This window comes from Corallococcus interemptor (assembly GCF_003668875.1).
GTDB classification, from domain to species: domain Bacteria; phylum Myxococcota; class Myxococcia; order Myxococcales; family Myxococcaceae; genus Corallococcus; species Corallococcus interemptor.
In genome coordinates this window covers 49,465-76,106 of sequence record NZ_RAWM01000024.1, presented here as the reverse complement: position 1 = coordinate 76,106, position 26,642 = coordinate 49,465, and the positions used below count along the sequence as shown (strand labels likewise).

22 protein-coding genes are annotated in these 26,642 nt (G+C 70.3%); 10 read left to right on the top strand and 12 right to left on the bottom strand.

What is annotated here, in order from left to right; all coding sequences use genetic code 11:
• Nucleotides 1–63 precede the first annotated feature (63 nt).
• The 4 genes from clpA to D7X96_RS11920 all read right to left on the bottom strand — a co-directional run bounded on the left by clpA (nucleotide 64) and on the right by D7X96_RS11920 (nucleotide 4,403).
• Entirely contained in the window at nucleotides 64–2,346 is a 2,283-nt protein-coding gene (gene clpA, locus D7X96_RS11935) for an ATP-dependent Clp protease ATP-binding subunit ClpA (RefSeq protein ID WP_121723098.1), read from the bottom strand.
• Nucleotides 2,347–2,349: 3 nt separating this feature from the next.
• On the bottom strand, nucleotides 2,350–2,676 hold the full coding sequence (locus tag D7X96_RS11930) for an ATP-dependent Clp protease adaptor ClpS (RefSeq protein ID WP_014399347.1): 327 nt from the start codon (nucleotides 2,674–2,676) through the stop codon (nucleotides 2,350–2,352).
• Between the two features lie 62 nt (nucleotides 2,677–2,738).
• Entirely contained in the window at nucleotides 2,739–3,899 is a 1,161-nt protein-coding gene (locus tag D7X96_RS11925) for a GNAT family N-acetyltransferase (protein WP_120551028.1), read from the bottom strand.
• 63 nt (nucleotides 3,900–3,962) lie between these two features.
• Nucleotides 3,963–4,403, bottom strand: a complete 441-nt coding sequence (locus D7X96_RS11920) for a hypothetical protein (protein WP_120551017.1) — start codon at nucleotides 4,401–4,403, stop codon at nucleotides 3,963–3,965.
• 130 nt (nucleotides 4,404–4,533) lie between these two features.
• On the opposite strand from D7X96_RS11920, the gene D7X96_RS11915 reads away from it, so the two are divergent.
• The 3 genes from D7X96_RS11915 (at nucleotide 4,534) to D7X96_RS11905 (ending at nucleotide 7,282) form a co-directional block, all read left to right on the top strand.
• Nucleotides 4,534–5,094, top strand: coding sequence for a NifU family protein (locus tag D7X96_RS11915; RefSeq protein ID WP_120551016.1), 561 nt, complete (start codon nucleotides 4,534–4,536; stop codon nucleotides 5,092–5,094).
• 113 nt (nucleotides 5,095–5,207) lie between these two features.
• Nucleotides 5,208–6,005, top strand: coding sequence for a class I SAM-dependent methyltransferase (locus D7X96_RS11910; protein WP_121769753.1), 798 nt, complete (start codon nucleotides 5,208–5,210; stop codon nucleotides 6,003–6,005).
• 425 nt (nucleotides 6,006–6,430) lie between these two features.
• Complete coding sequence (locus tag D7X96_RS11905; protein ID WP_244219549.1) at nucleotides 6,431–7,282, top strand: alpha/beta fold hydrolase; 852 nt, start codon at nucleotides 6,431–6,433, stop codon at nucleotides 7,280–7,282.
• Nucleotides 7,283–7,286: 4 nt separating this feature from the next.
• Here the strand turns inward: D7X96_RS11905 and D7X96_RS11900 are convergent, their stop codons facing one another.
• The gene (locus tag D7X96_RS11900; RefSeq protein ID WP_121769746.1) at nucleotides 7,287–8,180 is read right to left on the bottom strand and encodes a ferredoxin reductase domain-containing protein; all 894 of its coding nucleotides are present in this window, start codon (nucleotides 8,178–8,180) and stop codon (nucleotides 7,287–7,289) included.
• A 200-nt stretch (nucleotides 8,181–8,380) separates the two neighbouring features.
• Between D7X96_RS11900 and D7X96_RS11895 the strand changes: the two genes are divergently transcribed.
• A complete protein-coding gene (locus D7X96_RS11895) occupies nucleotides 8,381–9,130 on the top strand; it encodes a lysophospholipid acyltransferase family protein (protein WP_120551013.1) in 750 nt (249 codons plus the stop codon).
• Nucleotides 9,131–9,197: 67 nt separating this feature from the next.
• Here the strand turns inward: D7X96_RS11895 and D7X96_RS11890 are convergent, their stop codons facing one another.
• Entirely contained in the window at nucleotides 9,198–11,363 is a 2,166-nt protein-coding gene (locus tag D7X96_RS11890; RefSeq protein WP_120551012.1) for a glycosyl hydrolase family 18 protein, read from the bottom strand.
• Nucleotides 11,364–11,724: 361 nt separating this feature from the next.
• Nucleotides 11,725–12,762, bottom strand: coding sequence for a fatty acid desaturase family protein (locus D7X96_RS11885; protein ID WP_244219548.1), 1,038 nt, complete (start codon nucleotides 12,760–12,762; stop codon nucleotides 11,725–11,727).
• Between the two features lie 413 nt (nucleotides 12,763–13,175).
• On the opposite strand from D7X96_RS11885, the gene D7X96_RS11880 reads away from it, so the two are divergent.
• Nucleotides 13,176–15,773 carry a response regulator gene (locus tag D7X96_RS11880; RefSeq protein ID WP_121723103.1) on the top strand — a complete coding sequence of 866 codons (2,598 nt, stop codon included), beginning with the start codon at nucleotides 13,176–13,178 and terminating at the stop codon, nucleotides 15,771–15,773.
• Nucleotides 15,770–16,903, top strand: coding sequence for a THUMP domain-containing class I SAM-dependent RNA methyltransferase (locus D7X96_RS11875; protein WP_121723104.1), 1,134 nt, complete (start codon nucleotides 15,770–15,772; stop codon nucleotides 16,901–16,903). Before D7X96_RS11880 ends, D7X96_RS11875 begins: the two co-directional genes overlap by 4 nt.
• An 82-nt stretch (nucleotides 16,904–16,985) precedes the next feature.
• Here the strand turns inward: D7X96_RS11875 and D7X96_RS11870 are convergent, their stop codons facing one another.
• The 3 genes from D7X96_RS11870 to D7X96_RS11860 form a co-directional block, all read right to left on the bottom strand.
• Complete coding sequence (locus tag D7X96_RS11870; RefSeq protein WP_121723105.1) at nucleotides 16,986–18,590, bottom strand: sensor histidine kinase; 1,605 nt, start codon at nucleotides 18,588–18,590, stop codon at nucleotides 16,986–16,988.
• Nucleotides 18,591–18,870: 280 nt separating this feature from the next.
• Complete coding sequence (locus D7X96_RS11865; RefSeq protein WP_121769744.1) at nucleotides 18,871–20,148, bottom strand: TIGR02266 family protein; 1,278 nt, start codon at nucleotides 20,146–20,148, stop codon at nucleotides 18,871–18,873.
• Between the two features lie 16 nt (nucleotides 20,149–20,164).
• Nucleotides 20,165–20,539, bottom strand: coding sequence for a response regulator (locus D7X96_RS11860; RefSeq protein WP_120552505.1), 375 nt, complete (start codon nucleotides 20,537–20,539; stop codon nucleotides 20,165–20,167).
• Between the two features lie 82 nt (nucleotides 20,540–20,621).
• Here D7X96_RS11860 and D7X96_RS11855 point away from each other — a divergent pair, with 82 nt between their 5' ends.
• Both D7X96_RS11855 and D7X96_RS11850 read left to right on the top strand, forming a co-directional pair.
• Nucleotides 20,622–22,019, top strand: coding sequence for a M20/M25/M40 family metallo-hydrolase (locus tag D7X96_RS11855; protein WP_199746961.1), 1,398 nt, complete (start codon nucleotides 20,622–20,624; stop codon nucleotides 22,017–22,019).
• Between the two features lie 27 nt (nucleotides 22,020–22,046).
• Nucleotides 22,047–22,379, top strand: a complete 333-nt coding sequence (locus D7X96_RS11850; RefSeq protein ID WP_147468286.1) for a hypothetical protein — start codon at nucleotides 22,047–22,049, stop codon at nucleotides 22,377–22,379.
• A gap of 27 nt (nucleotides 22,380–22,406) precedes the next feature.
• Here the strand turns inward: D7X96_RS11850 and pip are convergent, their stop codons facing one another.
• Both pip and D7X96_RS11840 read right to left on the bottom strand, forming a co-directional pair.
• Nucleotides 22,407–23,372 carry a prolyl aminopeptidase gene (pip, locus tag D7X96_RS11845; RefSeq protein ID WP_120552502.1) on the bottom strand — a complete coding sequence of 322 codons (966 nt, stop codon included), beginning with the start codon at nucleotides 23,370–23,372 and terminating at the stop codon, nucleotides 22,407–22,409.
• A gap of 232 nt (nucleotides 23,373–23,604) precedes the next feature.
• Nucleotides 23,605–24,768: a small ribosomal subunit Rsm22 family protein gene (locus D7X96_RS11840; RefSeq protein ID WP_121769743.1), complete on the bottom strand. Its 1,164-nt coding sequence runs from the start codon at nucleotides 24,766–24,768 to the stop codon at nucleotides 23,605–23,607.
• 58 nt (nucleotides 24,769–24,826) lie between these two features.
• Here D7X96_RS11840 and D7X96_RS11835 point away from each other — a divergent pair, with 58 nt between their 5' ends.
• A complete protein-coding gene (locus tag D7X96_RS11835) occupies nucleotides 24,827–25,837 on the top strand; it encodes an ABC transporter ATP-binding protein (protein WP_120552500.1) in 1,011 nt (336 codons plus the stop codon).
• Nucleotides 25,834–26,640, top strand: a complete 807-nt coding sequence (locus D7X96_RS11830; RefSeq protein WP_120552499.1) for an ABC transporter permease — start codon at nucleotides 25,834–25,836, stop codon at nucleotides 26,638–26,640. Before D7X96_RS11835 ends, D7X96_RS11830 begins: the two co-directional genes overlap by 4 nt.
• The last annotated feature ends 2 nt before the right edge of the window (nucleotides 26,641–26,642 follow it).

Below are 26,642 nucleotides of genomic sequence, written 5' to 3'. Positions count from 1 at the left end.
AGGCCCCGAGTCCCCATGTGAAGGGGGCCCGGGGCCTCGGGTGTTTCAGGCCTCAGCCGTGCTTCAAGCCGGCACGGCCTCGGTGGCTTCCGCCTGGAGCTTCACGGCGTCGTCCACGACGTCGAAGCGGGCCACGCCGCCGCTCTTGAGGGAGCCGAACAGCAGCGCCTCCGCGAGCGGCTTCTTCAGGGTGTTGTCCACGAGCCGCGCCATGGGGCGCGCACCGAAGGCCGGATCGTACCCGTGCTCGGCCAGCCACGCGCGGGCGGCGGGCGTGAGCTCCAGCTTGACCTTCTTCTCGTCGAGCACCTTCTGGAGCAGGCGCACTTCCTTGTCCACGACCTTGAGGATGACCTCGGGGGGCAGGCCGGAGAAGAGAATCCAGCCGTCCAGCCGGTTGCGGAACTCCGGCGTGAAGGTGCGCTCGATGGCCTTCTTCGCCCGCGAGCCGTCCACCACCACGCTGGTATCCCCGAAGCCCATGGCCTTGGTGCTCATCTCCTGCGCACCCGCGTTGGTGGTCAGGATGAGGATGATGTTGCGGAAGTCCGCCTTGCGGCCGTTGTTGTCCGTGAGCGTCGCGTGGTCCATCACCTGGAGCAGGATGTTGAAGAGGTCCGGGTGGGCCTTCTCAATCTCATCCAGCACCAGCACCGCGTACGGGTGCTTGCGCACGGCGTCCGTGAGCAGGCCGCCCTGGTCGAACCCCACGTAGCCCGGAGGCGCGCCGATGAGCCGGCTCACCGTGTGCTTCTCCGAGTACTCGCTCATGTCGAAGCGCAGGAACTCCACGCCCAGGCTCTGCGCCAGCTGCTTCGCCAGCTCCGTCTTGCCCACGCCCGTGGGGCCGGAGAAGAGGAAGCTGCCAATGGGCTTCTCCGGCGCGCGCAGGCCGGAGCGCGACAGCTTGATGGCGCCCACCATCTCTTCAATGGCCTTGTCCTGCCCGTAGATGACGCCCTTGAGCTCCTTGTCCAGGTTCTGAATCTGGACGCCCTCGCTCGCGGACACGCTCTTGGCCGGAATCTTGGCCATCTTGGAGACGACCTGCTCCATGTCGTGCGCGGACACGACGCCCGTGCGCACGCCCTCCGGCTTGAGCCGCTCCGCCGCGCCGGCCTCGTCGATGACGTCGATGGCCTTGTCCGGCAGGAACCGGTCGTTGATGTGCTTGGCCGCCAGCTCCGCCGCCGCCTGGAGCGCACCCTCGCCGTACTTCACGTGGTGGTGCTCCTCGTAGCGGCTGCGCAGGCCCTCCAGCACCTTGACGGTGTCCTCCACGCTGGGCTCGTCCACCTCAATCTTCTGGAAGCGGCGGGACAGCGCGCGGTCGCGTTCAAACGACGCCTTGAACTCCTGGAACGTCGTGGAGCCAATGCAGCGCAGCCGCCCGGAAGCCAGCGCGGGCTTGAGCAGGTTGGACGCGTCCATGGACCCGCCGCTCGTGGCGCCGGCACCGACGATGGTGTGGATTTCGTCGATGAAGAGGATGGCGTCCGGCAGCTCCTGGAGCGCCTTGAGCACGCCCTTGAGTCGCTCCTCGAACTGGCCGCGGAACTTGGTGCCCGCGAGCAGCGCGCCCATGTCCAGCGAGTAGACGACCGCGTTCTTCAGCGCCTCCGGCACGCGGCCTTCGTGGATGTAGAGCGCCAGGCCCTCCGCGATGGCCGTCTTGCCCACGCCGGCCTCACCCACGTAGAGCGGGTTGTTCTTGCGGCGGCGGCAGAGCACCTGGATGGTGCGCTCCAGCTCCTTGTCGCGGCCGATGAGCGGGTCGATGCGGCCCGCCTTGGCCTCGTTGTTGAGCTGCACGGCGTACGCTTCCAGCGGGCTCTTCTTCTGGGACTCGCCGTCCTCGTCGTCACCGGCGGGCGTGGCGCGCGGCTCGCCCTCGGACTCGCCGTCCTTGGTGGTGCCGTGGGAGATGTAGTTGAGCAGGTCCAGGCGGGTGACGCCCTCCTGCTGCAGGAGGTAGAGCGCGTGGCTCTCCTCTTCGCGGAACATGGCGACCAGCACGTCCCCGCCGTCGATGTACTTCTGCTCCGCGGACAGCGCGTGCATGGCGGCGCGGTGGAGCACGCGCTCCACGCCGATGGTCTGCTGCGGCTCGGCGTCCACGTCGTCGGGCAGGCGCTCGACCGTCTCCTCCAGGAAGGAGGTCAGGTTCTCCTGCAGGCGCTTGACGTTCGCGCCGCAGCCCTTGAGCACCTCGCGGGTGCGGGACTCACGGGTGAGGGCCAGCAGCAGGTGTTCCAGGGTGAGGTACTCGTGACGCATCTTCCGCGCCTCGTCGAGCGCGGTGCGGAAGCTGGCCTGCAATTCTTTGGCAATCGATGGTCCTGCCACGGTTCAGCCTTCCTCGGGTTCCATGGACAGCCGCAGGGGGAACCCGTTGTCCCTCGCCGCGGCCTCCACTGTCTTGAGCTTCGTCTCGGCGACGTCGTAGGTATAAACGCCCGCCACTCCGATGCCGTTGTAATGAACGTGCATCATGATCTGCACGGCATCCGTCTCCGACTTGTGGAAGATCTCCTTGAGCACGGCCACGACGAACTCGCGCGTGGTGTAGTTGTCGTTGTGCAGGAGGACCTTGTAGAGCGTCGGCCTCTTCAGCTTCTGCTTGGGGACGGCCTCCGTGACGACCTGGCCGTCATCGTGTTGGTGCTTCTGAGCCATGGGCTTGCGGACTCCCTTGCCTGTGCGCTTCGCGAACCATTGGCGGGCCTGCTTGAAACCGCTCAGACCCGCTCCTTGAAACCCGTCTCCGCCCACCACAGGGGCAGGCCGCTTTCGACGGCTGCCCGCTCGTGCGCCAGGAAGCCGCGCACCGCCCGGTCCAGGCCGGGGTGGAGGAACAAATGCGCACTGTACGTGAGGTGCGGCTCGAAACCCCGGGTGAGCTTGTGCTCGCCGCCCGCGCCGGGCTCGAAGCGCTCGCGGCCCCGGGCAATGCAGTCCTCCACCGGGTGGTAGAGGCACGCGTTGAAGTGCAGGAACGGATGCTCCTCGAACGCTCCCCAATAACGGCCGTACAGCGTGCGTGGCCCGGTGAAGTTGAACGCGCCCGCCACCCTGCGGCCTTCCCGGCGGGCCTCCACGAACTCGCAGCGGTGCTTGAAGCCAGCGAGCAGGCGGGCGAAGAAGTCCTCGGTCAGCGAGCGCACGCCCCACGGATAGCGGTCCACCGTGGACACGTAGAGCCGGTGCGCGCAGGCCGCGTCCACGTCCGCCAGTTCATCCCCCCGCAGCGTGCGCAGGGTGATGCCCGGGGCCTCCAGCTCGCGCCGCTCGCGTTGAATCTGATGCCGCCGCTTGGAGCGGAAGCGGGCGAGGAAGTCGTCGAACGTCCGGTACCCCGCGTTGCGCCACAGGTACTGCACGCCCAGGCGCAGCGCGTAGCCCTGCGCCTCCAGCACGGGCAGCTCGGCCTCCGTGGGGAAGAGGACGTGGACGCTGGAGAGCCCCTCGGCGCGCGCGTACTCCAGCGCGGCGGTGTACAGCTCCGCCTCGCGGGAGGGGGCGTCCTCGCCCGGGGCCACCAGCACGCGGCGGCCGGTGGCGGGGGTGAAGGGCACGCCCAGGACGAGCTTGGGGTAGTAGCGGATGCCCGCGCGCTCGGCGGTGGTGGCCCACATGGCGTCGAAGACGAACTCGCCGTGGCTGTCGTCCTTCAGGTACGCGGGCGCGGCGGCGATGAGGCGCGAGCCCCGCCACAGCGTGAGGTGGCGCGGGTGCCAGCCGCGCTCCGGCACCACGCTGCCGCTCTCCTCCAGGGCGGCGAGGAAGCCCCACTCCAGGAAGGGCACCGACTCCGGGTCCACGAGCGCGTCCCACACCGGCGCGGGAACGTCGGTGATGGACGTGAGCAGGCGCAGCGTGGTGGGGAGCGGGGCGGACATGGACGTGGCGAGCGTCAGCCTATAACGGCGCGTGGCGGCTGCCGCCATGACCGGCCGGCCGTCCTATTTGCCCCGCGTGAGCTCCTGGGCGAGGAAGCCGGCGACCTCCGTGAGCCCCGCGGCGGCGCGCTTGCGGCCCTCGTCGGACTCCATGACGCGGCGGGCGGCGTCGCTGGCGGTGCCCACCTCCAGGTCCACCAGGATGAGGAAGGCGCTCCACCCGGCCGTCACGGTGGCGACCTTGCCCGGCCGCTGGGGCCGGTCGCTCAGGGTGGCGGCTACCTTCTCCAGGAGGCCTTCTTCCTTGAGACGTTTCGTGCTCCCGAGCATCTGCGTCCAGGTGGCCTCCAGGAGGGAGGTCAGCAGGCGCCCGGAGAGGGCGGAGGACAGGCGCTGGGCGGCCTCCTCGGAGTCGATGCGGTGGGCGTCCGCGTAGGTGGGGCCCAGTTTGGCTACCACCACGGCCTTGGTGGCGAGGTGGGCGAGACGCGGCGGGAAGGGCATAGGAGCCCTGTCTTACATCGGTGACGGGCCGGAGTGAATGAACGGCGCGGGGCGTTTGCCTGACAGCCGGACAGGTTGCTATGGGGCCCGGCGCCCTTTAGACGTAGCGGACTTTCGTAGGGAGAACAGCATGTCAGTGAACATCCAGCTCGAGTGGACCCCCAACCCCAGCACGCTGAAGTACGTGGTGGACCGCAAGCTGCTGGCCGGTGGCGCGGTGAACTTCACCAACCGGGACGAGGCGCAGGCGAAGTCGCCGCTGGCGCTGCGGCTGATGGACATCACGGGCGTGACGGCGGTGATGCTGGGCACGAACTTCGTCACGGTGACGAAGGGCGAGTCGGGTGAGTGGGACGAACTCAACGACTCCGTCATGTCCACGTTGGACACGCACCTGACGGAAGGCCTGCCGGTGGTGGACGAGGCGGCCATCGCGGCGGCGCGCCAGACGGTGTCCGCGGACGGCACGGTGGAGCAGCGCATCCAGGTCATCCTGGACGAGGAGATCCGCCCGGCGGTGGCGCAGGACGGCGGCGACATCACGCTGGACCGCTTCGAGGACGGCATCGTGTACCTGCACATGAAGGGTTCGTGCGCGGGCTGCCCGTCGTCCACGGCGACGCTGAAGATGGGCATCGAGGGCCGGCTCCGGGAGATGATCCCGGAGGTCACCGAAGTGGTGTCCGTCTGAGGCGGAACGTCAAGGCGCCGCAGGTCCGCAAGGAGCTGCTGCCGGACCAGTCCCCCGCGCTCCTGCGTGAGCTGCACCTGCTCACGCGCGAGGGCAACCTCAACGCGGACGCGCTGCGCAAGCTCAAGCAGGTCAACCACCTGGTGGGCCTCTTGCGCCCCGCCATGGAGGACGTGCAGCAGCGCCACGCGAACCCCGTGGTGGTGGACGCGGGCAGCGGCAACGCGTACCTGGGCTTCGTCGTCTACGAGCTGTTCCTGAAGGACTCAGGCGGCGGTGAGCTGCTGTCCATCGAGGGGCGGCCGGACCTGACGGAGCGCGCGAAGGGCCGCGCCGAGCGGCTGCACTTCGACCGGATGCGCTTCCAGACGGCGCACATCGACGCGGCGGAGTACCCGGAGCGCATCCACGTGCTCATGGCGCTGCACGCGTGCGACACGGCCACGGACGACGCGCTGGTGGCGGCCATCAAGCACGGCGCGGACCACGTGGCGGTGGTGCCGTGCTGCCAGGCGGAGGTGGCCGCGCAGCTGAAGGAGAAGAAGGCGAAGCCGGCCGGCTCCATGTCGCTGCTCTTCCAGCACCCGTGGCACCGGCGCGAGTTCGGCTCGCACCTGACCAACGTCATCCGCGCGCTGACCCTGGAGTCCTTCGGCTACCAGGTGACGGTGACGGAGCTGACCGGGTGGGAGCACTCGTTGAAGAACGAGCTCATCCTCGGGCGGCGGGTGCACCGGGACAACCGCCGCGCGCGGCTGCAGCTCCAGGCGCTGCTGGCGGAGACGGGCGTGCAGCCCCGGCTGACGCGGCTGTTGGGCATCACGCCCGCGGGCGCTGGCTCGGAGCCCATGCCGGACGTGGAGCCGGAGCCCGTGCAGGACGCGGTGCCCGAGTCGGCTCCGGAATCCTGAACGCAAGCGGCCCCTACCTGGACCGTAGGGATGGGCAGGTGACCTGACGGGCGGGGGCGTGTGCCCCCGTACCGGCGGGGCCGCCGTCCCGCGCGTGCGAGGCGGCGGGGCAGCCGTTACATGCCCGTCGCCCGTGCGGATGCGCACGGGAAGACATTCCAGGGGCCCGGGTTCCTTGAGGAGGGGCTCCGGAGGATGTCGGAGGACGTGGGCACGTCAGGGGTACCGGTCAGGATGACGTCATGCGGGAGGTCGGGCCGGGCGGCAGGACCCAGGGCGGCGTTCGCGGTGTCTGAATGCCGGGGTACGGAGTCTCGTCCCGGGATTGGGGCCGGCCCGGTGGCCGTCAGGGCACCGGATGCGAGTGGGGCGAGCCGTGAAGTCCCTCCGCCGTGACGCGGTAGGGGGTGTTGATGGGAAGGGGCATGGCCTTGGAGCTGGATGACTGGGGCGGGAGCGGTCCGCTCCTGCACTTCGCCTGCGCGAACGGTTTTCCTCCGGAGACCTACCGGAAGCTCTTCGCGCGGCTCGCGACCCGCTACCACGTGGTGTCGCTGCGCACGCGGGCGCTGACGCCGGGCCAGGACCCGAAGGCGCTCACGACCTGGAAGGAGCTGGGGGAAGACCTCGCGCGTGAGCTGAAGGCGCGCGGGCGCTCCGGCGTGCTGGGCGTGGGGCACAGCGTGGGTGGCACCAGCACGCTGATGGCCGCCGCCGCGAACCCGGGGCTGTTCCGCGCGGTGGTGGCGCTGGATCCCGTGCTGATCACCGGCTCACGCCTGTGGGCGCTGCGCCTGCTGAAGCTGCTCGGCCGCATGGACCGCACCCCCATCGTGCGAGGCGCGCTGAAGCGGCGGGAGCGCTGGGCGACGCGCGAGGAGGCGGCCGCCGCGTACCGCCAGCGCACGCTGTTCAAGGACTGGGACGCGGACTGCTTCAGCGACTACATCACCCACGGGCTGGTGCCCTCGGACGCGGGCGACTTCACGTTGCGCTTCCCGCGCGAGTGGGAGGCCCGCATCTTCGAGACCTTCCCCTCGGACCCGTGGGCGCTCATCCGCGCCAACGCGACGCCCACGCTGGTGCTGCGCGGCGAGCGCTCCGACACGCTGCTCCCCGACGCGCTGGCGCGGGCGGGGCAGGAGATGAAGCGCACGCGGGTGGACACGCTGCCGCTCGCCTCGCACCTGTTCCCCATGGAGAAGCCGCGCGAGACGGCCGAGCACGTGCTGACGTTCCTGGACCAGCTGCCGCCGGTGGACGTCACCTCGCACTGACGCGTCAGCCGTAGGCCTCGCGCTTGATGCGCTTGTCCGGGATGCCCAGCTCGTGCAGGTGGCCCAGCACGGACTCCATGAAGCGCGGCGTGGCGGGCGTGCGCGTCTCCAGCGCCTTGCGCCGGTCCCACGCCGTGATGGCGGGCCCGCACACGTACACGAGGCAGCTGTCGGGGTCCGGCACCAGCTCGCGCAAGAGCGCCTCCGCCACGCGGCCCTTGCGCACCTGGGGGCCGTACTTCGTCTCATCCAGTTCGCGCGTGAGCGTGTGCACCACCCGCACCCGCTCCGGCGCCTGCCGCTCCAGCGCGGCCAGCTCTTCCCGGTAGAGGACGTCCGCCCACGTCTTGTTGGACGCGAGGAACGTGTGCCGCAGCTTCAGCCCGCGGTGCAGCGCGTCCTTCACGATGGCGAAGTTCGGCACCGCGCCGGAGCCCGCCACCACGTGCAGCACGTGGTCCGTCCGCTCCGCCGCGTCGTCCGGCAGCACGTACAGCCCCATGAAGCCCGTCACCTTCAGCTTCGCGCCCGTCAGCCGCCCGTGCACCAAGAGGGGCGACAGCAGCGGCGGGTAGCGCGTGACGCCCGGGATGAACTCCTCGTCCTTCACCGTGATGGCCACGTGCCGCTCATGCGGCGCGGAGGCGAGCGAGTACGAGCGCGGCGCCTCCTTGCGCCCCTTCTGTTCCTTCAGGTACGCGCACTGCTGCGCGAGCGCCTGGAACTGGTGCGGGTCGATGTTGATGAACTGGCCGGCCTTGTAGTCGAGCGGTCCCGCGCTCGTATCCAGCTCCAGCAGCAACGTCGCCGTGTCGTGCGTCTCCATCCGCACGTCGGTGACGGTGGCCTCGTACTCGACGGGCCGCTTCGCCCGGGAGGGCGTGGCTTCTGCGCTCATGCGGCTCCCCATAACACGCGGGGTGCGTGGGGGCGCGCGGGATGGGCTCCCACGGATGGGCCTGGCGCGCCGGGACCGGGGGGCAGGCCGTTCGTTGGCTGGATGACGAAAGGGCAGGCGGGCGGCCTGGCGCTCCCGGAGGACCGCTGACCCACCCCACCGGGCAGGACTACATCTTCAGGTGGAGGTGGGCCGGTACCGTGCTTCGACTTCTCTTCGCCCTGATGTCTCTGCTCCCTTATGGCCTGCGCCGCCACGTCGTGCGCGGCCTGATGCACGGCGTGTGGGGCCGGCTGTCCCACGCGAAGGTGTATGGCCTGAAGGACCTGCCGGCGGGCCCCTGCCTCTTCATCTGCAACCACCTGTCCAACGCGGACGGGTTCACGCTCTACCGGGCGCTGCGTCCCCGGCATGTCGTCTTCCTGGCGGGCGTGAAGCTGCACGGCACCGTGATGACCCGGCTGGCGGCGGAGACGATGGACACCATCGACATCACGCCCAACTCGCCGGACATCGAAGCGCTGCGCCGCTGCGTGGAGCTGCTCAAGGGCGGCCAGTCCGTCCTCATCTTCCCGGAGGGCGGCCGCAGCCGCTCCGCGGGGCTGCTCCAGGCGAAGAAGGGCGTGGGGCTCATCGCCAAGCGCGCGGGCGTGCCCATCGTCCCGGTGGCGCTCACGGGCACGGAGAAGCTGATGCCCATCAACGACGCGGACATGGGCGGCGAGCGCCTCTTCCACGCCGACGTCACCGTCACCTTCGGGCCCGCCTTCCGCATGGAGGACCTGGAGCCGGAGGTGGCCGGCGCCTCCGACACGCGCCAGGCGCTGGTGGACGCGATGATGCGCCGGGTGGCCGCGCTGCTGCCGCCGCAGTACCAGGGCGTCTATGCCGGAGGGCCGCAGCCGGTGGCCCCCACCGCGCCGCCCTCCGCCGTGCCTCCTTCGGCTTGAGGCCCCCAAAGACAAACGGCCGCGCGGGCGGGTGCCCACGCGGCCGTCTTTCTTCAAGCCGTCCCGGTTACTGGAGGAACGCCTTCTTCACTTCGGTGAGCAGCGGGTTCGCGCCCGTGGCGGGGTCCGTGCAGCCCTGGTTGATGGTCCAGATGATGGTGCCGCCGTAGCCGTTCGCCTTGGCGTACTGGCCCTTGGCCTGGATGGCCTCCGGACCGTCGTACGTAATCCAGCGCACCGTGCCGTCCTCCACCGGCGTGTTGAACGTGACGTAGTTGGCCTGCGCCGTCGCGTCCCACCGGAGCGTGCCCGTCTTGGAGAGCGCCAGAATCTTCTTGTACGTGAAGGAGTTGTCCCCGCCCACGTAGTCGGACCAGTGGGTGAAGGGCTGGCGCGGGCCGGTGATGTTGCGCCACGCGAGGCCGTAGAACGGGATGCCCATGCCCAGCTTCTCCTTGGGGATGCCCGCGGCCACCCAGGCCTTGAGGCTGGACTCGACGGACGTCGGGTGGGGGCCGGACTCGCCCTTGAGCGCGGACGTGAACCACGAATCCCAGCCGTCCCAGACGCCAATCATCTCGTAGGACATGACGTTCACCTGGTCCAGGTACTGGGCCAGCTGCGGGTACCACTTGAGCGACGCGTCCGAGGCGAAGTTGTTGTTGATCCACCCGATGGGGAACGTCAGCAGCATGTTGGGCCGCAGCTGCCGCAGCCGCTGCACCAGCGCGAGCAGGTTGGGCTTGTCCGCCTCCTCCACCGGCTCCCAGTCGATGTCGAGCCCGTCATAGCCGTGGTCGTCCATCACCTTGAGCAGGTTCTGGGCGAACTTCTCGCGGTTGGCGGAAGTGGCCGCGCCCACCCAGTTGGCGTGCTCGCCCGCGCCGCCCACCATGATGATGGCCTTGCGCCCCGCGGCGTGCGCGCGCGTGGAGAGCGTCTTCGCCATGGCGGAGCCGTTCGAGTTGTCGAAGATGGCGTCCACCGTGCCGTCCGTGTTCGGCGTCACGCGGCCCACGATGATGTGCGTCATCGCGCTGAAGTCCACCTTCTCCGGCGGGTACTCATCCGCGTTCCAGCCCGTGTAGTAGCCGGACACCCACTTGTTGGTGGTTCCCGCCGGGCCCGTCACCACCACGTCCGCCGTGGCCTTCTTCGTCGTGTCCGCCTTGCTCGTGGCGACGACGTGATAGGTGCCCGCCGTCTGGGGCGCGGTGTACGTGCCGCTGGTGGTGATGGTGCCGCCGGTGGAGCCTTCCTGCACGCTCCAGGTGACGGCCGTGTTGGTGCTGCCCGTCACCAGCGCGTTGAAGGTCTGCACTCCGCCCCGGGACAGCGTCACGCTCGCGGGGGTGACGCTGACGCTCACGCCCGTGGTGGAGGTCCGCTTGCCGGACACCGCCGTGGACTTCGCGCTCTCACCGGCCGCGTTGAGCGCGGTGACGGCGTACCAGTACGTCGTGTTCACGGCCGCGCTGGTGTCCTTGTAGGACGCGGCGCTGAGCGCGGAGGAGGTCAGCCGCGTGTACGTGCCCGTCTGCGACGTGGCGCGGTAGACGTGGTAGCCCGTGGCGCCCGTCACCGTGCCCCAGGTGAGGGCCACGTCCGTCGCGGAGCCCGTGGCCTTCAGGGCCGTGGGCGCGGACGGGGCGGTGGTGCTCGCCGCCAGGCGCACGTTGTCGAAGTACATGACAGGCAGCGTGCGGCCCGCGTTCTCCATCACCACCAGGCCATCCAGGGTGGCGTTGGCCGCGCCCAGCGTGGACAGCGGCATGCGGCACAGCGTCCACGCGTTGGCCTTGAGGGTGCCGCCCGCGCAGGTGGGGTTGAGCGCCACGGGAGGCTTCGCCACGCCGCCCACGCTCGCGTAGAGCGCGATGGCGGGGTTCGCCGTCGCGCCGGGGTTCACCTGCAGCTCCACGAAGCCATAACCCGTGGTGGGCACGCCCGCGTGGTGGAAGTACAGGCCCTTCCAGGGGCCGAACGTCGCGGAGATGGAACGGGTGCCCGCGTAGACGGGCTTCGTCGCGGTGAGGCTGTGCGTCGCCCAGGACCAGTCCTGCCAGCCCGAGCCGAGCGCGTCGTCATACATCGTGGTCGCGCTCGCGAGCGCGTCCCCGGACATTCCCAGCGAGTCGTCGTCGCCCGCGGTGGACGTGAAGTCCGGCGCGCCACCGCAGCCGGTGTGCATCGCGCCCAACGCCACGAGGAACCCAATGAGCTGCCTTCTCAAGTTCGCTCCTGCGGCCAGGTGGAAGGGGCGGGTCCGGGGCTACGGCATCCCCTGCCCGCGGCGCGTGGCAGGAGTCCCCGGTCGCCCTGTCGCGCGCCGGAATTGGCGAGCGGGGGAGGGGGGACCTGGCGAATCGCAGGCGGAGAAACACCGCGATTGAGCGTCTGCGTTCAAGGCATGGGGTGGGGTATTTCGGTACGTCACGAGGACGCCAGGCCGCTGTGTCAGCGGCACGGCGGGCGTCTGTTTCCAGAGGGAAACGCGCCTGGTGACGGCCTGGGCTGGCGGGCGCTTTAAACGCCTGGAGGCGCCACGGGGGCGCCTCCAGGGGAAAGACAGCCACGCTGCTACACGGCTGGCTTCAATCCTTCACGGGCAATGGATGCGGGATGTCCTGGTTGCTCGCGGACGTGAGGAAGCTCCACGCGCTCTTGTCACCGCCCAGGTACGTCTGGAAATGGTTCTCCCCGGGGCGGAAGAGGTCCGTCTGCTTGAGCCGCTGATGCAGCGCGGGCAGGTGGTAGTAGGGCACGGACGGGAAGAGGTGATGGGAGAGGTGATAGCTGGCGTTGAAGGGCGCGATGAAGAAGCGCTCGAGCCAGGTGGCCCCCTCCACGTCCCGCGTCTCGTGCGTCTCATCCGGGGTGGCGGGGGTGAAGGGGTGCTCCACCAGCGCGCGGATGCGGAACGCCATCATCATCAGCGTCAGCGACGGGATGGACCACAGCAGGAGGTAGTGCAGCCAGCCGCCCGTGAGCGTGAGGAAGGTGATGAAGCCGGCCAGCCACAGCGCGTAGCGGACATGCTCCGCGCGGGAGATGGGCGGGCCCCCCTTGCCCATGGAGCGGCCCGTATAGGACCAGGGAACGACGATGCGCAGGTGGGAGAGGGAGAAGAAGCCCACCATGTCCCCCAGCAGCACCAGCGCCGCGCTCCTGCGCGTGCGCGGGAAGATCCACGCACGGTCGCGCTGCGCCGTGCGCCAGTACGGGTCCTTCTCCGTGTTGACGTAGCGGTGGTGCTCCACGTGCTCCTTGCGGTAGCCCTCCGTGGTGATGTTCATGGGGAACGCGCACAGCAGGTCCGACACCAGGTCGTTGAGCTTGCGGTTCGTGAGCAGGTGGTGGTGCGAGGCTTCATGCACCAGGCTCAAGAGCGCGTGCTGCCGCGAGGAGATGACCACCGCGGCCAGCACCCACGCCCACCACCGGTCCACCTGAACCACGAACGCCACCGACAGCGCGATGATGAGCCATTGACGCGCCACCGCCCACAGGCCGCGCGCGTTGGTCACCACCGACAGCTGCCTCACCGACGCCGTCAACGCACGGCGCTCAAACGCTCGGGAGGTGACCGCTTCCGAGTCATCCACCGACAACGGTTCTGGAACGGCGAGCATCTGGGGACAGACCTCCTGCCGGGCGCGAGTGCTCTGGCGGAAGGCCGGGAGGTCGTTTCCTTCCCCCCTGCATCCCAAGGCGACCCCCTGCCGCACACCCCGGTTCATGTGGGATTACACCGCCTTGGCGGTAATACTCTCATATCATGGTAATTGAGAGGTCCGAAAGACCCGCTCAGTCTTACAGCCATGACGGACATGGCGGGTCCAAGGGGTGGGGTGCGGAGGCGGATGTTGAGTGGTGTCCAGAAGGCCGCCCCTGGGGAGGGCTGGCGCCCGGGAAGACAGGGGGCCAAGGCCTTTTGGCCGGTGCAATGGAGGGGATGTCCGTACACTGGACCCGAACCCCTTTCCGCGTATCGCGGCGGCCCACAGGAAAGGCGGGGGGGCTGCTGGACCACCCCCGTGAATGGATGCAGGCACCCTTCGACTTCCAGAAGCTCTTCGAGCTGTCGCCCAATCCCTACATGCTCCTGGATCGGGAGCTGCGGTACGTGACGGCGAACCCCGCCTACCTGCAGGTGACCGCCAGCCGGCTGGAGGACCTGGTCGGGCGCACTCCCTTCGAGGCGTTTCCGCACGACCCGGATGACCCGGCCCATCCCAGCACCCGGATGCTGCGGGAGTCGTTCCAGCGGGTGCTGGCGGAGCGGGCGCCGGACACCCTGGCGCTCATTCCCTACCGGGTGCCCCGCCAGACGAGCGCGGGCATCGTGCTGGGGGAGCGCTACTGGAGCGCCACGCACACGCCCCTCTTCGACGCGCGGGGCGAGGTGGCCTTCATCCTCCAGCACACGATGGACGTGACGGAGCTGCAGCTGCTCAAGCAGGCCGTGCGCGAGGTGGAGACGTCGCTGGAGGAGGGCGTGCCCCGGACGCAGCTGATGGGCGGGGTGCTGGCGCGCGCCCAGGCGGTGCAGGACGCCAACCGGGTGCTGGATGACGAGCGCCGGCACCTGCGCCGCCTGTTCGAACAGGCCCCGGGCTTCATGTGCGCACTGAAGGGGCCGGAGCACGTCTTCGAGCTGGCCAACCGTTCCTACCTCACGCTCGTGGGCAACCGGGACCTGCTGGGCAAGTCCGTCCGCGAAGCGCTGCCGGAGGTGGCCGAACAGGGCTTCATCGGCCTGCTGGACCGGGTGTTCAAGAGCGGCGAGCCCTTCGTCGCGCACAACATGGCCCTGCAGCTTCAGCGTGAGCCCGGGGCGCCGCTCGTGGACGTCTTCCTGGACTTCGTCTACCAGCCCATCGTGGAGCTGGATGGCAGCGTGTCCGGCATCTTCGTCCAGGGCCACGACATGACGGCGCAGAAGCGCGCCGAGGACGAACTGTCGCGCCACCGCGACCACCTGGAGGAGCTGGTACGCGAGCGCACGCGGGCGCTGGAGGAGAGCGAGGCGGAGCGCCGCCAGGCGGAGGCCGCGCTGCTCCAGGCGCAGAAGATGGAGGCGGTGGGCAAGCTCACCGGCGGCGTGGCGCACGACTTCAACAACCTGCTCCAGGTGGTGAGCGGGAATCTCCAGCTGCTCCAGCGCGACGCGGTGGGGGACTCGCGCACGCAGCGGCGTCTGGAGACGGCGCTGGGCGCGGTGGAGCGCGGGGCGCGGCTGGCCTCGCAGCTGCTTGCGTTCGCGCGCCGGCAGCCGCTGGCGCCCACGGCGCTCAACCTGGGCCGGCTGGTGCGCGACATGGACGACCTGTTGCGCCGCGCGCTGGGCGAGGACGTGGAGGTGGAGACGGTCATCGCGGGCGGGCTGTGGAACACGTCCGTGGACCGCAACCAGCTGGAGAACGTCATCCTCAACCTGGCCATCAACGCGCGCGACGCCATGGACGGCCGGGGCAAGCTGACCATCGAGGCCGGCAACGCGATGCTGGATGACCACTACGCGATGCTGCACCCGGAGGTGTCGGCGGGGCAGTACGTGCTCCTGGCCATCTCCGACACGGGCACCGGCATGACGCCGGAGGTGATGCAGCGCGCGTTCGAGCCGTTCTTCACCACGAAGCCGGAGGGCCGGGGCACGGGCCTGGGGCTGAGCATGGTGTACGGCTTCGTGAAGCAGTCCGGCGGCCACGTCAAAATCTACAGCGAGCTGGGCCACGGCACGTCCATCAAGATCTACCTGCCGCGCACCTTCCAGGCGGCGGTGCAGCCGGCGGAGAACAGCACCGGGCAGGTGGAGGGCGGCACGGAGACCATCCTCGTCGTGGAGGACGACGCGGCGGTGCGGGCCACGGTGGTGGAGGTGCTCACGGAGCTGGGCTACCGCGTGCTCAAGGCACACGACGGCCAGAGCGCGCTCGCGGTCATCCAGAGCGGCCTGCCGGTGGACCTGCTCTTCACGGACGTGGTGATGCCGGGGCCGGTGCGAAGCCCGGAGCTGGCGCGGCTGGCGAAGGCGCACCTGCCGGACCTGGAGGTGCTCTTCACGTCCGGCTACACGGAGAACGCCATCGTGCACGGCGGCCGGCTGGACCCCGGTGTGAACCTGTTGTCCAAGCCGTACCGGCGCGAGGACCTGGCGCGGAAGATCCGCGTGCTGCTGCGCGGACGCGAGCAGCGGCTGACGGCGAAGCAGTACCGCACCCCCCCGCCCGCGGAGGCCCGGCCGAAGGGCACGCTGCGCATCCTGCTGGTGGAGGACGACGCGGACATCCGCGAGTCCGCGTCCGAATTGATGTCGGACCTGGGGCACACCGTGCACGCGGTGGAGACCGCGGAGGCCGCGAGCGAGCTGCTGGCGAAGGAGCCGTTCGATCTGCTCTTCACGGACGTGACGCTGCCGGGAAAGTCCGGCGTGACGCTGGCGCGCGAGGCCGTGCGGCGGTATCCGGCGTTGCGCATCATCATCGCGTCCGGGGACTCGCGCGCGGTGTCGGGCGAGGACGGCAAGGCGCTGGAGCGCGTGGTGCTGCTGCCCAAGCCGTATGACTTGAACCAGATGGAGCGCGCGCTGGAGCAGGCCGCCGAGGACGCTGGCCCCACTGCCCGGGCGAGGCCGGCGTGACGGACGCGCGGGCCCGGACGGGCGAAGTCATCTACGTGTCCACGCTGCCGGGCCTGGAGCCCGCCCTGGAGGCGGAGGCTCGCGAGCGCGGGCTGTCCTTCCGGCGCGCGGAGGGCGGCATCGAGTGCGAGGGCCCGGCCGGCCTGCACCAGACGGCGAACCTGCACCTGCGCACCGCGAGCCGCGTGCTGCTGCGCCTGGGCACCTTCAGCGCGCCCACCGCGGACGCGCTGGTGCAGGGGCTGGAAGCGCTGCCCCTGGCGGACGTCTGGGACGGGAAGGTGCCGCTGCGGATGTCGGTGACGCTGCACCGCTCCGTGGCCCCGGGCCCGGCCGTGGTGCTGGAGTCCGCCTCCGTGGCGTGGGGCCAGGAGGTCGCGGCCGCGGGCCACCTGGACGACGAGGACGGCGGGCCGGGGCTCACGCTGCTGGTGCGCGGAGACGGAGAGCGCTGGACGGTGAGCGCGGACACGTCCGGAGCGCCCCTGTACCAGCGCGGCTACCGGCAGGAGGTGGGGCGCGCGCCCCTGCGCGAGACGCTGGCCGCGGGCATCCTGCGGCTCGCGGGCTACGCGGGCGACGTGCCGCTGGTGGATCCGATGTGCGGCTCGGGCACGTTCCTGGTGGAGGGCGCGTGGCTGTCCCAGCGCCGCGCGCCGGGCATGCTGCGCACGTTCGCGTTCCAGTCCTTCCCCTCCTTCGATTCGCAGGCCTGGGCACGCCTGCGCGCGGAAGCGGAGGCCGGGTCGCTGGCGGAGCCTCGCGCGCCCATGCGCGGGTTTGATCTCAACGCGGGAGCGCTGGGCACGGCGCGGCGCAACGCGAGGCGCGCGGGTGTGACGCTGACGTTGGAGCGCCACGACCTGCGCACGCTGAAGGCGCCACCGGATGCCCCCGGGCTCGTGGTGGCCAACCCGCCCTACGGCAAGCGCGTGGGCGAGGCGGACGACCTGCCGGAGCTCTACCGCGCGCTGGGCGCGACGATGAACGGCGCGTTCCGCGAGTGGCGCAAGGCGCTCATCGTCCCCGAGGAGCCGAAGCTGGTGGCGTCGCTGGGGCTCAAGGGCGCGCGCTCGCTCAACGTGAAGAACGGCGGCCTGCGCTGTCTGCTGTTGCTCTCGGGCGCTTGAGCTGGAGCGTCAGTACCCGCTCGAAGTGAGCGGGTGGCCGCACTGATGCTGCCGAAGCGCGGTCTGCTGTTGCTGCGTGTCGCTAGAGCGGCAGCTCCAGCTCGAAGCGCGCGCCGCCCTCGGGCCTGGCGCCCGCGCGCACCTTGCCCCCGTGCGCGAGCACCACGCGCCGCACGATGGCCAGGCCCAGCCCCCGGCCGTTGGCTCGGGTGAGGAAGAAGGGCTCGAAGACGCGCTTCGGATCCAGGCCCGCGATGCCCGGGCCCTCGTCCTCCACGACCAGCGACACGCCGTCCGTCACGCGGCGCACCGCCACGCGCACCGTGCCCCCGGACGGCGAGGCCTGGATGGCGTTGCGCATCAGGTGCGTGACGGCCAGCTGCAACAGCGTCTCGTCGCCGGACAGGTCCGGCACGTCCGGCGCCTCGTCGAAGGCCACGCGCGGCTTGGGCAGCTCCTCGCGGCCGTGGAGCAGCTGCGCGAGCGCCCGGTGCACCAGCTCCCCCAGCGACACGGGGCGCGGCCGGGGTTCCAGCGGGCGCACCGTGTCCAGCAGGTCGCGCACGATGTCCTCCAGCCGGATGGCCTCCTCCTCCAGCATCTCCACCGCGGACGCACCCGCGGGCCCAAGGCGGGGCTCGCGCTTGAGCACCGCCACCGTGTTGAGGATGGCGCCCAGGGGGTTTCGCACCTCGTGGGCCACCACGCCCGCCGCTTCGCCCAGCACCGTCAGCCGCTCGCTGGCGATGAGCTCGTTCTGCAGGCGGTGCACCTCCGCGAGCCGCGCCTCCGCCGCGCGGTGGTGGCGCACGTTCTCCAGCGCGCCTCCAATGAGCTGCGCGAACAGCTCCAGCGCTCCCGCGTTCGCGGGCGTCAGCGTGGTGGACTGCACCGCCAGCACGCCGAAGGGCTCGTCCCCCACGAAGATGGGCGCGTCCAGCGCGCGCGAGCCCGGCGGATAGACGCGCTGGATGTTGTCCGCCACCTCCGGCGAGTGCAGCCGCCGCGCCATGCTGAACGCGTCCGGATGGAACACCGACCGGCGGCTCGTGAGCACCTCCGCCAGGTGCGGCATCCCCGAGCGGGGGAAGCGCACCTGGTGCACGTCCTGTCCGTACAGCCGCGCCGCGGCGGCCAGGCTCTCCGGCTCCTGTCGCATGGGACCGTGGCGCAGGAAGTCCCCCTCCAGCAACATCACGGACACGTAGAAGCCCTGCCGGTGCACCGCGTCCACCGCCAGCTCCAGCACCTGCGCCTCATCGCGGCAGCGCAGCAGCTCCGCCGCGGTGGACACCAGCACGGTGGACAGCTTCCGCACCGCGTCCCCGCCCTCCGCGTCCAACAGCAGCACCAGCTGCTCCTCCGGCACGCGGCCCGGCGCGGTGATGGGGGAGAGCAGGTGCTGGCGTCCGTCCGCGCCGCGCACGCGCACCCACGCGGGCTGTACCGGCGGGGGCTGCTCGCCGCGCGCCAGCGCTTCGGCCATGGGCTCCACCCACGCGCGCTCCTCCGGGCCGAAGCGCGCGGCGAGCTCCATCAGCGACGGCAGCTCGTCCTCGCCAAGGCCCAGCAGCGTGCGCATCGCGGCGTTGGTGAACACCAGCCGGTCGCCTCGAATCACGAACAGGGGCACCGGCAGCGCGGGCAGGAGGCCATCCAGCGAGCCCGGCGGAACGGGCGCGCTCATCGCCGCACCTTCGCCGGGGGCCACCGGGTGATCCTGGCCGCGGGCTCCGGGGCTTCCGGAGCCTGGGGGGCCCCAGGCAATCGCCGCGCGGGTGCTCCGTAGGAAGGGGTGAAGGCGTTGAGCACTGGAGAAGAGACCATGAACTTCGCGAACGTGTTGGACCGCAGGGACCTGGAGTTGAAGTCCGTCATGGCCGTGTGGGTGGCCTTCGTGGCGATGGGCGGGGTCTTCCTGGGCCAGTTGTTCTAGGCCCGGGCGAGTCGAACCGCCCGGGAAGCAGTCACGGCTTCTTGGTGCGGCGGACGTACTGCTGGATGAAGTCCCGTTCCTCCGCGCGCAGCGCGCTCAGGCGCAACCCGTAGCCGCGGGGGTTCTTGCCGTCGTCCAGGGAGTTCTCCCAGATGACGGAGCTGCGCAGGGTCATCACCCGCTCCGGATCATCGAAGCGCAGCGTCAACTCCACCTGCGTGCCCAACCGCAGCGGCCGGTCCGTGCCGATGAACAGGCCGCCCGACGACAGGTTGATGATGCGGTGGTCGGTGAAGATGCCCGTGTTCTTCATCGTCACCTTCACGTCCGCGTGGAGCCTGTCGTCCGACCGGCGCTCCAGACCCACGAACTCGGCGCTCGAGTACGAGGGCGCGGGGGCGGCGATGGGGCGCCGCACGGGCGCGGGAGGCGGCGGCGCGGGCGCGGGAGCCGGAGGTGGTGGCGTCACCGGCCGCGTCGTGGGCGTCATCACCGGCGGAGGCCGGGCCGGCGCGGGCGGTGGCACCGGACGCGTCATCGTGCCCGGTGCAGGCGTGGGCGGAATGGACGCGGCCACCGGACGCGTCATCGAACCCGGGACGGGCGTCGGCGGAATGGCAGCGGCCTGCGGACGCGTCATCGAACCCGGCACGGGCGTCGGCGGAATGGACGCGGCCTGCGGACGCGTGAGGGAGCCCGGAACAGGCGTGTGCTGAATGGACGCGGCCACCGGGCGCGCGGGCTGCGGACGCGCGGGCACTGCGGTTCCACTCAAGGGCAGCGGCGCGGCGGGCCGCGCACCGGTCATGTCCAGCCGGGGCGGCGGGGGCGCGGGCGGCTGCATCGCGCCCTGGAGGAAGAGCGTCTCCGCCTCGCGGATCCGCCTCGAGAGGAAGTCGAAGATTTCGACGGAGACCTTGCGCAGCTCCGGATGCAGATCCGCCGCCAGGTGCTCCGGCGAGAAGCGCTTCGCCATGCGGAAGAAGGCGAGCCGGAACTCGTCGAGCGTCGCATTCGGCTTGAGCCCGAACACCTCGTGCGGCGGCAGGTGCAGCAGGCCCCGCAGCTGGTTGCGCAGGCGCTCGGCCTGCTGCGTCTCCAGGGAGGCCGTGGGCGCCGCGGTGGTGAACAGGTCGCGCACCTCCGGGAGGTCCTGGAGCGCGATCCAGTTCGTTCCGTCGCGCGACGCGCGCACGGCCGTCTTCAGGCGACCTGACGAAATGAGGTCGCGGAAGGCTTGCAGCTGGAGGGGGCCCAGCACGCGGCCGAGCGAGTCTCCCACCCAGTAACCGACAACGTTTGACGACACGGGGACCTCGGGGGAGTCAGGACGCCAGGGCCTGGCGTACGGCGGCGGCGATCTCCAGGGGATGGAACGGTTTGCCCACGAAGCCCATCGCCCCCGCGGCGATGGCCTGCTCCACCACCGGCTCCGCGTCCATGCTGCTGATGACCAGCACGCGCGTGTCCGGCGAAACGCTCTTGATGGCGCCCAGCACCTCCAGCCCGCTCTTCTTCGGCATGAAGAGGTCCAGGAACATCACCGCCGGCTGCTCCTTCTGCGCCAGCGCCAGCCCTTCCTCCCCGTCCGCCGCTTCCAAGAGCCGCAGGTCGATCCCCGTGTCCGCGATGACGTCCTTGAGGATGCGACGCACGAAGCTGTCGTCATCCACCAACAGCAGGGTAGGTAGTCCAGGCATGGGCGGCAGGATACATAAGACGCGCGACGTTTGGGCGCGCGCATCCCACGTGCCTGCTCGGCTTTTGGGTTAAGGGGTGGGCATGTCCACCGACCCCGCGCTGTCCCATTTCGAGTCCCACAAGGCCGCGTACCTGGAAGACCTCAAGGCCCTCGTACGCATACCCAGTGTGTCCTTTCCCGGGTTCGACGCGGGCCTCGTGCGCAAGAGCGCGGAGGCCACCGCGGCCCTCCTGAAGGACCGTGGATTTGAAAACGTCCAGTTGCTCGAAATCGAGGGCGCGCATCCGTATGTCTACGGCGAGGTGCTCAAGGCGCCAGGCCGCCCCACGCTCCTCCTCTACGCGCACCACGACGTGCAGCCCGCCGGAGACGAGGCCGCGTGGAAGAGCCCGCCCTTCGAGCCCCAGGAGCGCGATGGCCGCCTGTACGGCCGCGGCGCGGCGGACGACAAGGCCGGCATCGTCGTGCACACGTCCGCCGTGGACGCGTGGCTCAAGAGCACCGGCCAACTCCCACTCAACGTGAAGGTCATCATCGAGGGCGAGGAGGAGGCGGGCAGTGACCACCTGGGTGCATTTCTCCAGAAGCACGCGAAGTTGGTGGCGGCGGACGCCATCGTGTTGACGGACACGACGAACTTCGACACGGGCCTGCCGTCCATCACCACGGCGCTGCGCGGGCTGGTGACGGTGGACGTGGAGGTGCGGGGGCTTCAGCAGGCGGTGCACTCGGGCATGTGGGGCGGGCCCATTCCGGATCCGGCGATGGCGCTGTGCCGGATGCTGGCGTCGCTGACGAACGCGGATGGCACCATCGCCATCGAGGGCGTGATGGAGCAGGTGAAGCCGCTGACGGCTTCCGAGCGCGAGAGCATCCAGGCGCTGCCCGGTGACGAGGCCACCTTCCGCGAGCAGGCGGGCATCCGCGAGGGCGTGCAGCTGCTGGGCGGCGGACGTCATCCGTGGGAGACGAACTGGCGCCAGCCGAGCCTGGCCATCAACGCCATCCAGGCCAGCAGCCGCAAGGACGCGCGCAACATCATCGTGGAGTCCGCGTGGGCGCGCGTGGGCATCCGCGTGGTGCCGGACATGAACCCGGAGGACGTGCAGCGCCGGCTGGTGGAGCACCTGAAGAAGGTGTGCCCGTGGGGGCTGGAGCTGGAGATCCGCGAGGACCAGGCGTCCGGCTGGTGGTACACGGATTCGTCGCACCCGGCCTTCCAGGCGGCGTTCCGAGCGCTGGAGAAGGGCTACGCGAAGAAGCCCGTGACCATCGGGTGTGGTGGCTCCATCCCGTTCGTGGAGCCGTTCGCCAAGGAGCTGGGCGGCGTGCCCGCGCTGCTCATCGGCGTGGAGGATCCGTACACGTACGCCCACTCCGAAAACGAGAGCCTGCACCTGGGTGACTGGGAGAAGGCCATCCGCTCCGCCATCCACCTCTACGAGGAGCTGGCGAAGTCACTGACCCCTCGCCGCTGAGCGGGGAATGGGGTGGAGTGCGCTCCCATGCGCTCTGTCCGCCCTGTCTGGAGTGTCCTCGCCGTCCTGAGCTGTGTCCTGTCCTCCACGGGGGCCCTGGGAGCGGAAGCGCCCTGGGCTGTCGTGCTGGAGGAGCAGGCCCAGGCGAAGGAGCGCGTCCTGGCGCTCCAGGCGCAGGTGAAGCAGGGCAGCACGGACGACCTGTCGCTGGTGGAGGTCGCGGCGGATCAACCGGGCCCGGATGCATGGAGGCGCTTCAACGTCTCCATGGCGGGCCAGCACGCGGCGCACCTCGTATGGAGCGCGCGCAAGTGCGAGTGGGAGATGGACGCCCCGGAGCCCGAAGGCCAGGACATGTGACGTCCCGGCCCAAAGGCTCTCTTGAGGCTACAGGCCGCGGAAGCGGTCCGTGGCTTCAATCAGGGCGGAGGTGTTGCCGGGCTCGTTGGCGGAGTGGCCCGCGTCCGGCACCATCACGAACTGGGCCTCCGGCCACGCGCGGTGCAGGGCCCACGCGCTCTCCGGCGGGCAGACGACGTCGTAGCGCCCCTGCACGATGACGGCGGGGATGTGGCGGATGCGCTGCACGTCGTCCAGCAGCTGGGTGTCGGTGCGCAGCCAGCCCTTGTTGACGAAGTAGTGGCACTCGATGCGCGCGAAGGCGATGGCGAACGCGTCCCCCGCGTTGCGCGCGATGAGCTCCGGGTTGGGGTACAGGCAGCTCGTGCGGCCCTCCCATACGCTCCACGCCTTCGCGGCCTCCTGCTGCGAGTGCTTGTCGTCGCCCATCAGCCGCCGCTGGTACGCGTGGAGCAGGTCACCGCGCTCCTCCTCCGGGATGGGCGCGAGGAACTGCTCCCACGCGTCCGGGAACATCGCGTCCGCGCCGCGCTGGTAGAACCAGTCAATCTCCTGCTTGCGCAACAGGAAGATGCCGCGCAGCACCAGCTCCGTGACGCGCTCCGGATGCGCCTCCGCGTACGCGAGCGACAGCGTGCTGCCCCACGAGCCGCCAAAGAGCAGCCAGCGCTCCAGGCCCAGGTGCTCGCGCAGCCGCTCCATGTCCGCCACCAGGTCCCAGGTGGTGTTCTGCTCCAGGCTGGCGTGCGGCGTGCTGCGGCCACAGCCGCGCTGATCAAACAGGATGATGCGGTAGACGGCCGGGTCGAAGAAGCGGCGCTGCTTCGGGTCGGTGCCGCCGCCCGGGCCGCCGTGCACGAACACCGCGGGCTTGCCCTCCGGGTTGCCGCTCTCCTCGAAGTACAGGGTGTGGCCCCCGGTGACCTTCAAGTAGCCGGTGCGGTAGGGCTCGATGGGGGGATAGAGCGTTCGCAACGGCGTGGGTGCGGGCACGGGATTCCTTCCTTGGGAATGAGGTGCGGCGCAACCTAACAACAGCCGGCGCCTGTGGGGCGAGCCGTTCAGAAATACCACGTCAGCCCGAGAACGACTCGCCACGGTCCATCTTTCACGGTGGTGGTGCGCTGATGCGTTCCACCATCACGCTCCCGGGAAATTTCGCGCTTCAGCGGCCAGGACTTGTCCCCCTCCTACGGAGTGGCCCCCTCGCCCTGGTCGTGCCCGCTCAGGGTTTCGGCGCGGGGGGCACGCCGCGGCCGGCCTGGGCCACCATGCGCACCTCGGCGTTCTCCCCGAGCGCGTAGCCGTCGCCCTTCGTCTCCAGGTCCGTCGCCTCGATGACGTCGCCGCGCTGCAGGTGGAAGAACTTCTCGTTCTTCTCCGAGCGGTGGCGCTCCTGCATCGCCAGGCCCACGCGCCCCTCCGGCCCGCAGCCGATGTAGCGCTGGCGGCCCTTGCCCTCCAGCGACTCGCTGACGATGCGGAACAGCCGGCCCGGCGGCGGCTCCGGCCAGGCCTCGCCCTTGGGCGCCACCACCAGGTAGCTCATCTTGAGCGATTCCTTGTGGAAGCCCGCCGCGCGCGCCAGCTCCTCCACCACGCGAGGCATGGGCCATGCGCGCTCCGCGTGGCACCAGTCCGTCTCCTTCACCAGCGCGGGGCACGCGCCGCGGAACATGCACGGCGCGCGGATGGCGTAGCCGCGCTCCACCAGGAGGTCGCGCACCTTGAGCAGGTTGCGGCTCGTCTCGCGCAGCGCGGGCTCCATCACCAGCAGGCTGCCGCCCTTCTTCACCTTGGCGAGCACCGACTCCAGCAGCGCCGCGCGCGGCTTCAGCGCCTCATCCGTCGCGCCGTAGAGCTCGTTGATGACGTGCCCCATGGTGATGAGGTCGTACTGGCCCTCCGGCAGCTGGGCGTTCTTCTTCAGCGGATCCCACTCGCGCGTGGCCAGGGCCTCGCCGGCCTCGGTGGCCAGCTTGCGCGCCAGCTCCAGCGCCGGCTTGCTGCGGTCCGCGGCCGTGACCTCGCTGCCGCCCGCGTCCATGGCGGCGAAGGCCACCGGGCCCGGGCCGCTGCCCAGGTCGAGCACCTGGCGAGGGCGGTTGGGCAGCTCTCCCAGCACCTGGCGGGCCTGGGCGTAGGACACCGGCCAGTAGAAGAGGAGGTACGCGCCCAAGAGGCGCGGGTCGTCCATGTAGCGGGCGCCGGCCAGCTGACGCTCGCGGGTGAGGCCGTGCGACAGCTGCTTCACGCCCGCGCCCACCTCCTTGACCTCCTGCGGCGTGAGGCGGCCTTCCGGCCCGTCCCCCCGGCCCCGGGACGCGCGCCACACGGAGATGAGCCGGGGCAGCCATCGCTCCAGGTCCTTGCTGTATGCGTTGCTCATCGTTGCCTTCACATCAGGGGTCGCCACCCGGAGGCGACCGCGTTAAACCCACTCCGCCATGATTTCCGTCCGCGGACTGCGCAAGCACTATCAGGTCCACAAGCGCCCGCCTGGCCTGAAGGCGGCCCTGCGCTCGCTCGTCCACCGCAGCTACACGACCGTCAAGGCCGTGGACGGCATCTCCTTCGACATCCAGCCCGGGGAGCGCGTGGGCTTCCTGGGGCCCAACGGCGCCGGCAAGACGACGACGCTCAAGGTGCTCGCCGGCCTGCTCCACCCGTCCGAGGGGGAGGTCACCGTGGATGGCCACGTGCCCCGCTTACGCGAGGAGGCGTTCCTCAAGAAGATCATGCTGGTGATGGGGCAGAAGCAGCAGCTGTTGTGGGACCTGCCGCCGTCGGAGACGTTCGAACTCAACCGCGCCATCTACGACGTGCCCCGCCTCCAGTACAAGCAGACGCTGGATGAACTGGTGTCGCTGCTGGAGCTGGAGGACCTCATCGGCAAGCCCACCCGCCAGCTCAGCCTGGGCGAGCGGATGAAGTGCGAGCTGGCCGCGGCCCTCATCCACCGCCCCCGGGTGCTCTTCCTGGACGAGCCCACCATCGGCCTGGACGTGTCCATGCAGGTGACGATGCGCGCGTTCATCAAGGCGTACAACGAGAAGACGGGCGCCACGCTCATCCTGACCAGCCACTACATGGACGACGTGGCGGCGCTCTGCCCGCGCGTCATCGTCATCGACAAGGGGCAGCTGTCCTACGACGGCAGCCTGGACGCGCTGGTGCAGCGCGTGCGCCCGGAGAAGCGCGTGGTGCTGCGGCTGGGCCAGCCCGTGGACGCGGGCCTGCTCACGGCGCTGGGCAAGGTGGTGTCGCACGAGCCGGGCTCGGCGGTGCTCCAGGTCCAGCAGGACGCGGTGAACGCCACGGTGGGCCGCGCGCTGTCCACGCTGCCGGTGACGGACCTGACGGTGGAGAACGCGCCCCTGGAGGAGGTCATGAGCGAGCTGTTCCAGGAGGGCAAGGCGCGCCGGGCGGAAGCGGCCCGGGAGGCGGTGCCCGCGTGAGCCTGCGCACGTCGCTCAAGGCGCTGCCCACGATGCTGCGCATCGGCTTCTCCGAGGCGGTGGCCTACCGCGCGGAGATGGTCATCTGGGTGCTGGCCACCACCATGCCGCTCATCATGCTGGCCCTGTGGTCGGCGGTGGCGCGAGGCGGGGCGGTGGGCCGCTTCGGGCAGGCGGAGTTCACGGGCTACTTCCTCGCGGCCTTCTGCGTGCGGCAGATGACCAGCTCCTGGGTGGCGTGGCTGGTCAGCTACGAGGTGAAGCAGGGCACGCTGGCCATGCGGCTGCTCAGGCCCATCTCCCCACTGCTGGCGTACGCGACGGAGGTGCTGGCGGGCATCCCGCTGCGCGTCGCCATCGTGCTGCCCGTGCTGGGCATCAGCGTGTGGGCGGCGGGCGCCGAGCGGGCCGTTCCCACGTCGCTGGGAGGCTGGGGCCTGTTCGCGCTGGGCATCGTGGGCGCGTGGCTCATCACGTTCTATCTGAACGTGCTGCTGGGCACGCTGAGCCTGTTCCTGGAGAGCAGCCAGAAGCTGATGGAAGTCTACATGGTGCTGTTCTTCGTCTGCTCCGGGTACATGTTCCCGGTGGAGTTCTTCCCGCCCGGCGTGCGCACGGTCATCGAGTGGCTGCCGTTCCGCTACCAGATGGGCCTGCCGGTGGAGCTGCTGACGGGGGCGCACGGCGCGAGGGAGGCGTGGGCGCTGCTGGGAGCGCAGTGGGCGTGGGTGGCGGGCCTGGGCGTGGTGTCCATGGCCGTGTGGCGGCGGGGCCTGGCGCGCTTCGCGGCGTTCGGAGGGTAGGG

Excerpts from the sequence above, each read along its gene's own strand:
- D7X96_RS11930 (WP_014399347.1), bottom strand. The coding sequence starts at position 2,676 with ATGGCTCAGAAGCACCAACACGATGACGGCCAGGTCGTCACGGAGGCC.
- D7X96_RS11925 (WP_120551028.1), bottom strand. The coding sequence starts at position 3,899 with ATGTCCGCCCCGCTCCCCACCACGCTGCGCCTGCTCACGTCCATCACC.
- D7X96_RS11920 (WP_120551017.1), bottom strand. The coding sequence starts at position 4,403 with ATGCCCTTCCCGCCGCGTCTCGCCCACCTCGCCACCAAGGCCGTGGTG.
- D7X96_RS11915 (WP_120551016.1), top strand. The coding sequence starts at position 4,534 with ATGTCAGTGAACATCCAGCTCGAGTGGACCCCCAACCCCAGCACGCTG.
- D7X96_RS11905 (WP_244219549.1), top strand. The coding sequence starts at position 6,431 with ATGGCCTTGGAGCTGGATGACTGGGGCGGGAGCGGTCCGCTCCTGCAC.
- D7X96_RS11900 (WP_121769746.1), bottom strand. The coding sequence starts at position 8,180 with ATGAGCGCAGAAGCCACGCCCTCCCGGGCGAAGCGGCCCGTCGAGTAC.
- D7X96_RS11885 (WP_244219548.1), bottom strand. The coding sequence starts at position 12,762 with ATGCTCGCCGTTCCAGAACCGTTGTCGGTGGATGACTCGGAAGCGGTC.
- D7X96_RS11880 (WP_121723103.1), top strand. The coding sequence starts at position 13,176 with ATGCAGGCACCCTTCGACTTCCAGAAGCTCTTCGAGCTGTCGCCCAAT.
- D7X96_RS11870 (WP_121723105.1), bottom strand. The coding sequence starts at position 18,590 with ATGAGCGCGCCCGTTCCGCCGGGCTCGCTGGATGGCCTCCTGCCCGCG.
- D7X96_RS11860 (WP_120552505.1), bottom strand. The coding sequence starts at position 20,539 with ATGCCTGGACTACCTACCCTGCTGTTGGTGGATGACGACAGCTTCGTG.
- D7X96_RS11855 (WP_199746961.1), top strand. The coding sequence starts at position 20,622 with ATGTCCACCGACCCCGCGCTGTCCCATTTCGAGTCCCACAAGGCCGCG.
- D7X96_RS11850 (WP_147468286.1), top strand. The coding sequence starts at position 22,047 with ATGCGCTCTGTCCGCCCTGTCTGGAGTGTCCTCGCCGTCCTGAGCTGT.
- D7X96_RS11840 (WP_121769743.1), bottom strand. The coding sequence starts at position 24,768 with ATGAGCAACGCATACAGCAAGGACCTGGAGCGATGGCTGCCCCGGCTC.
- D7X96_RS11835 (WP_120552500.1), top strand. The coding sequence starts at position 24,827 with ATGATTTCCGTCCGCGGACTGCGCAAGCACTATCAGGTCCACAAGCGC.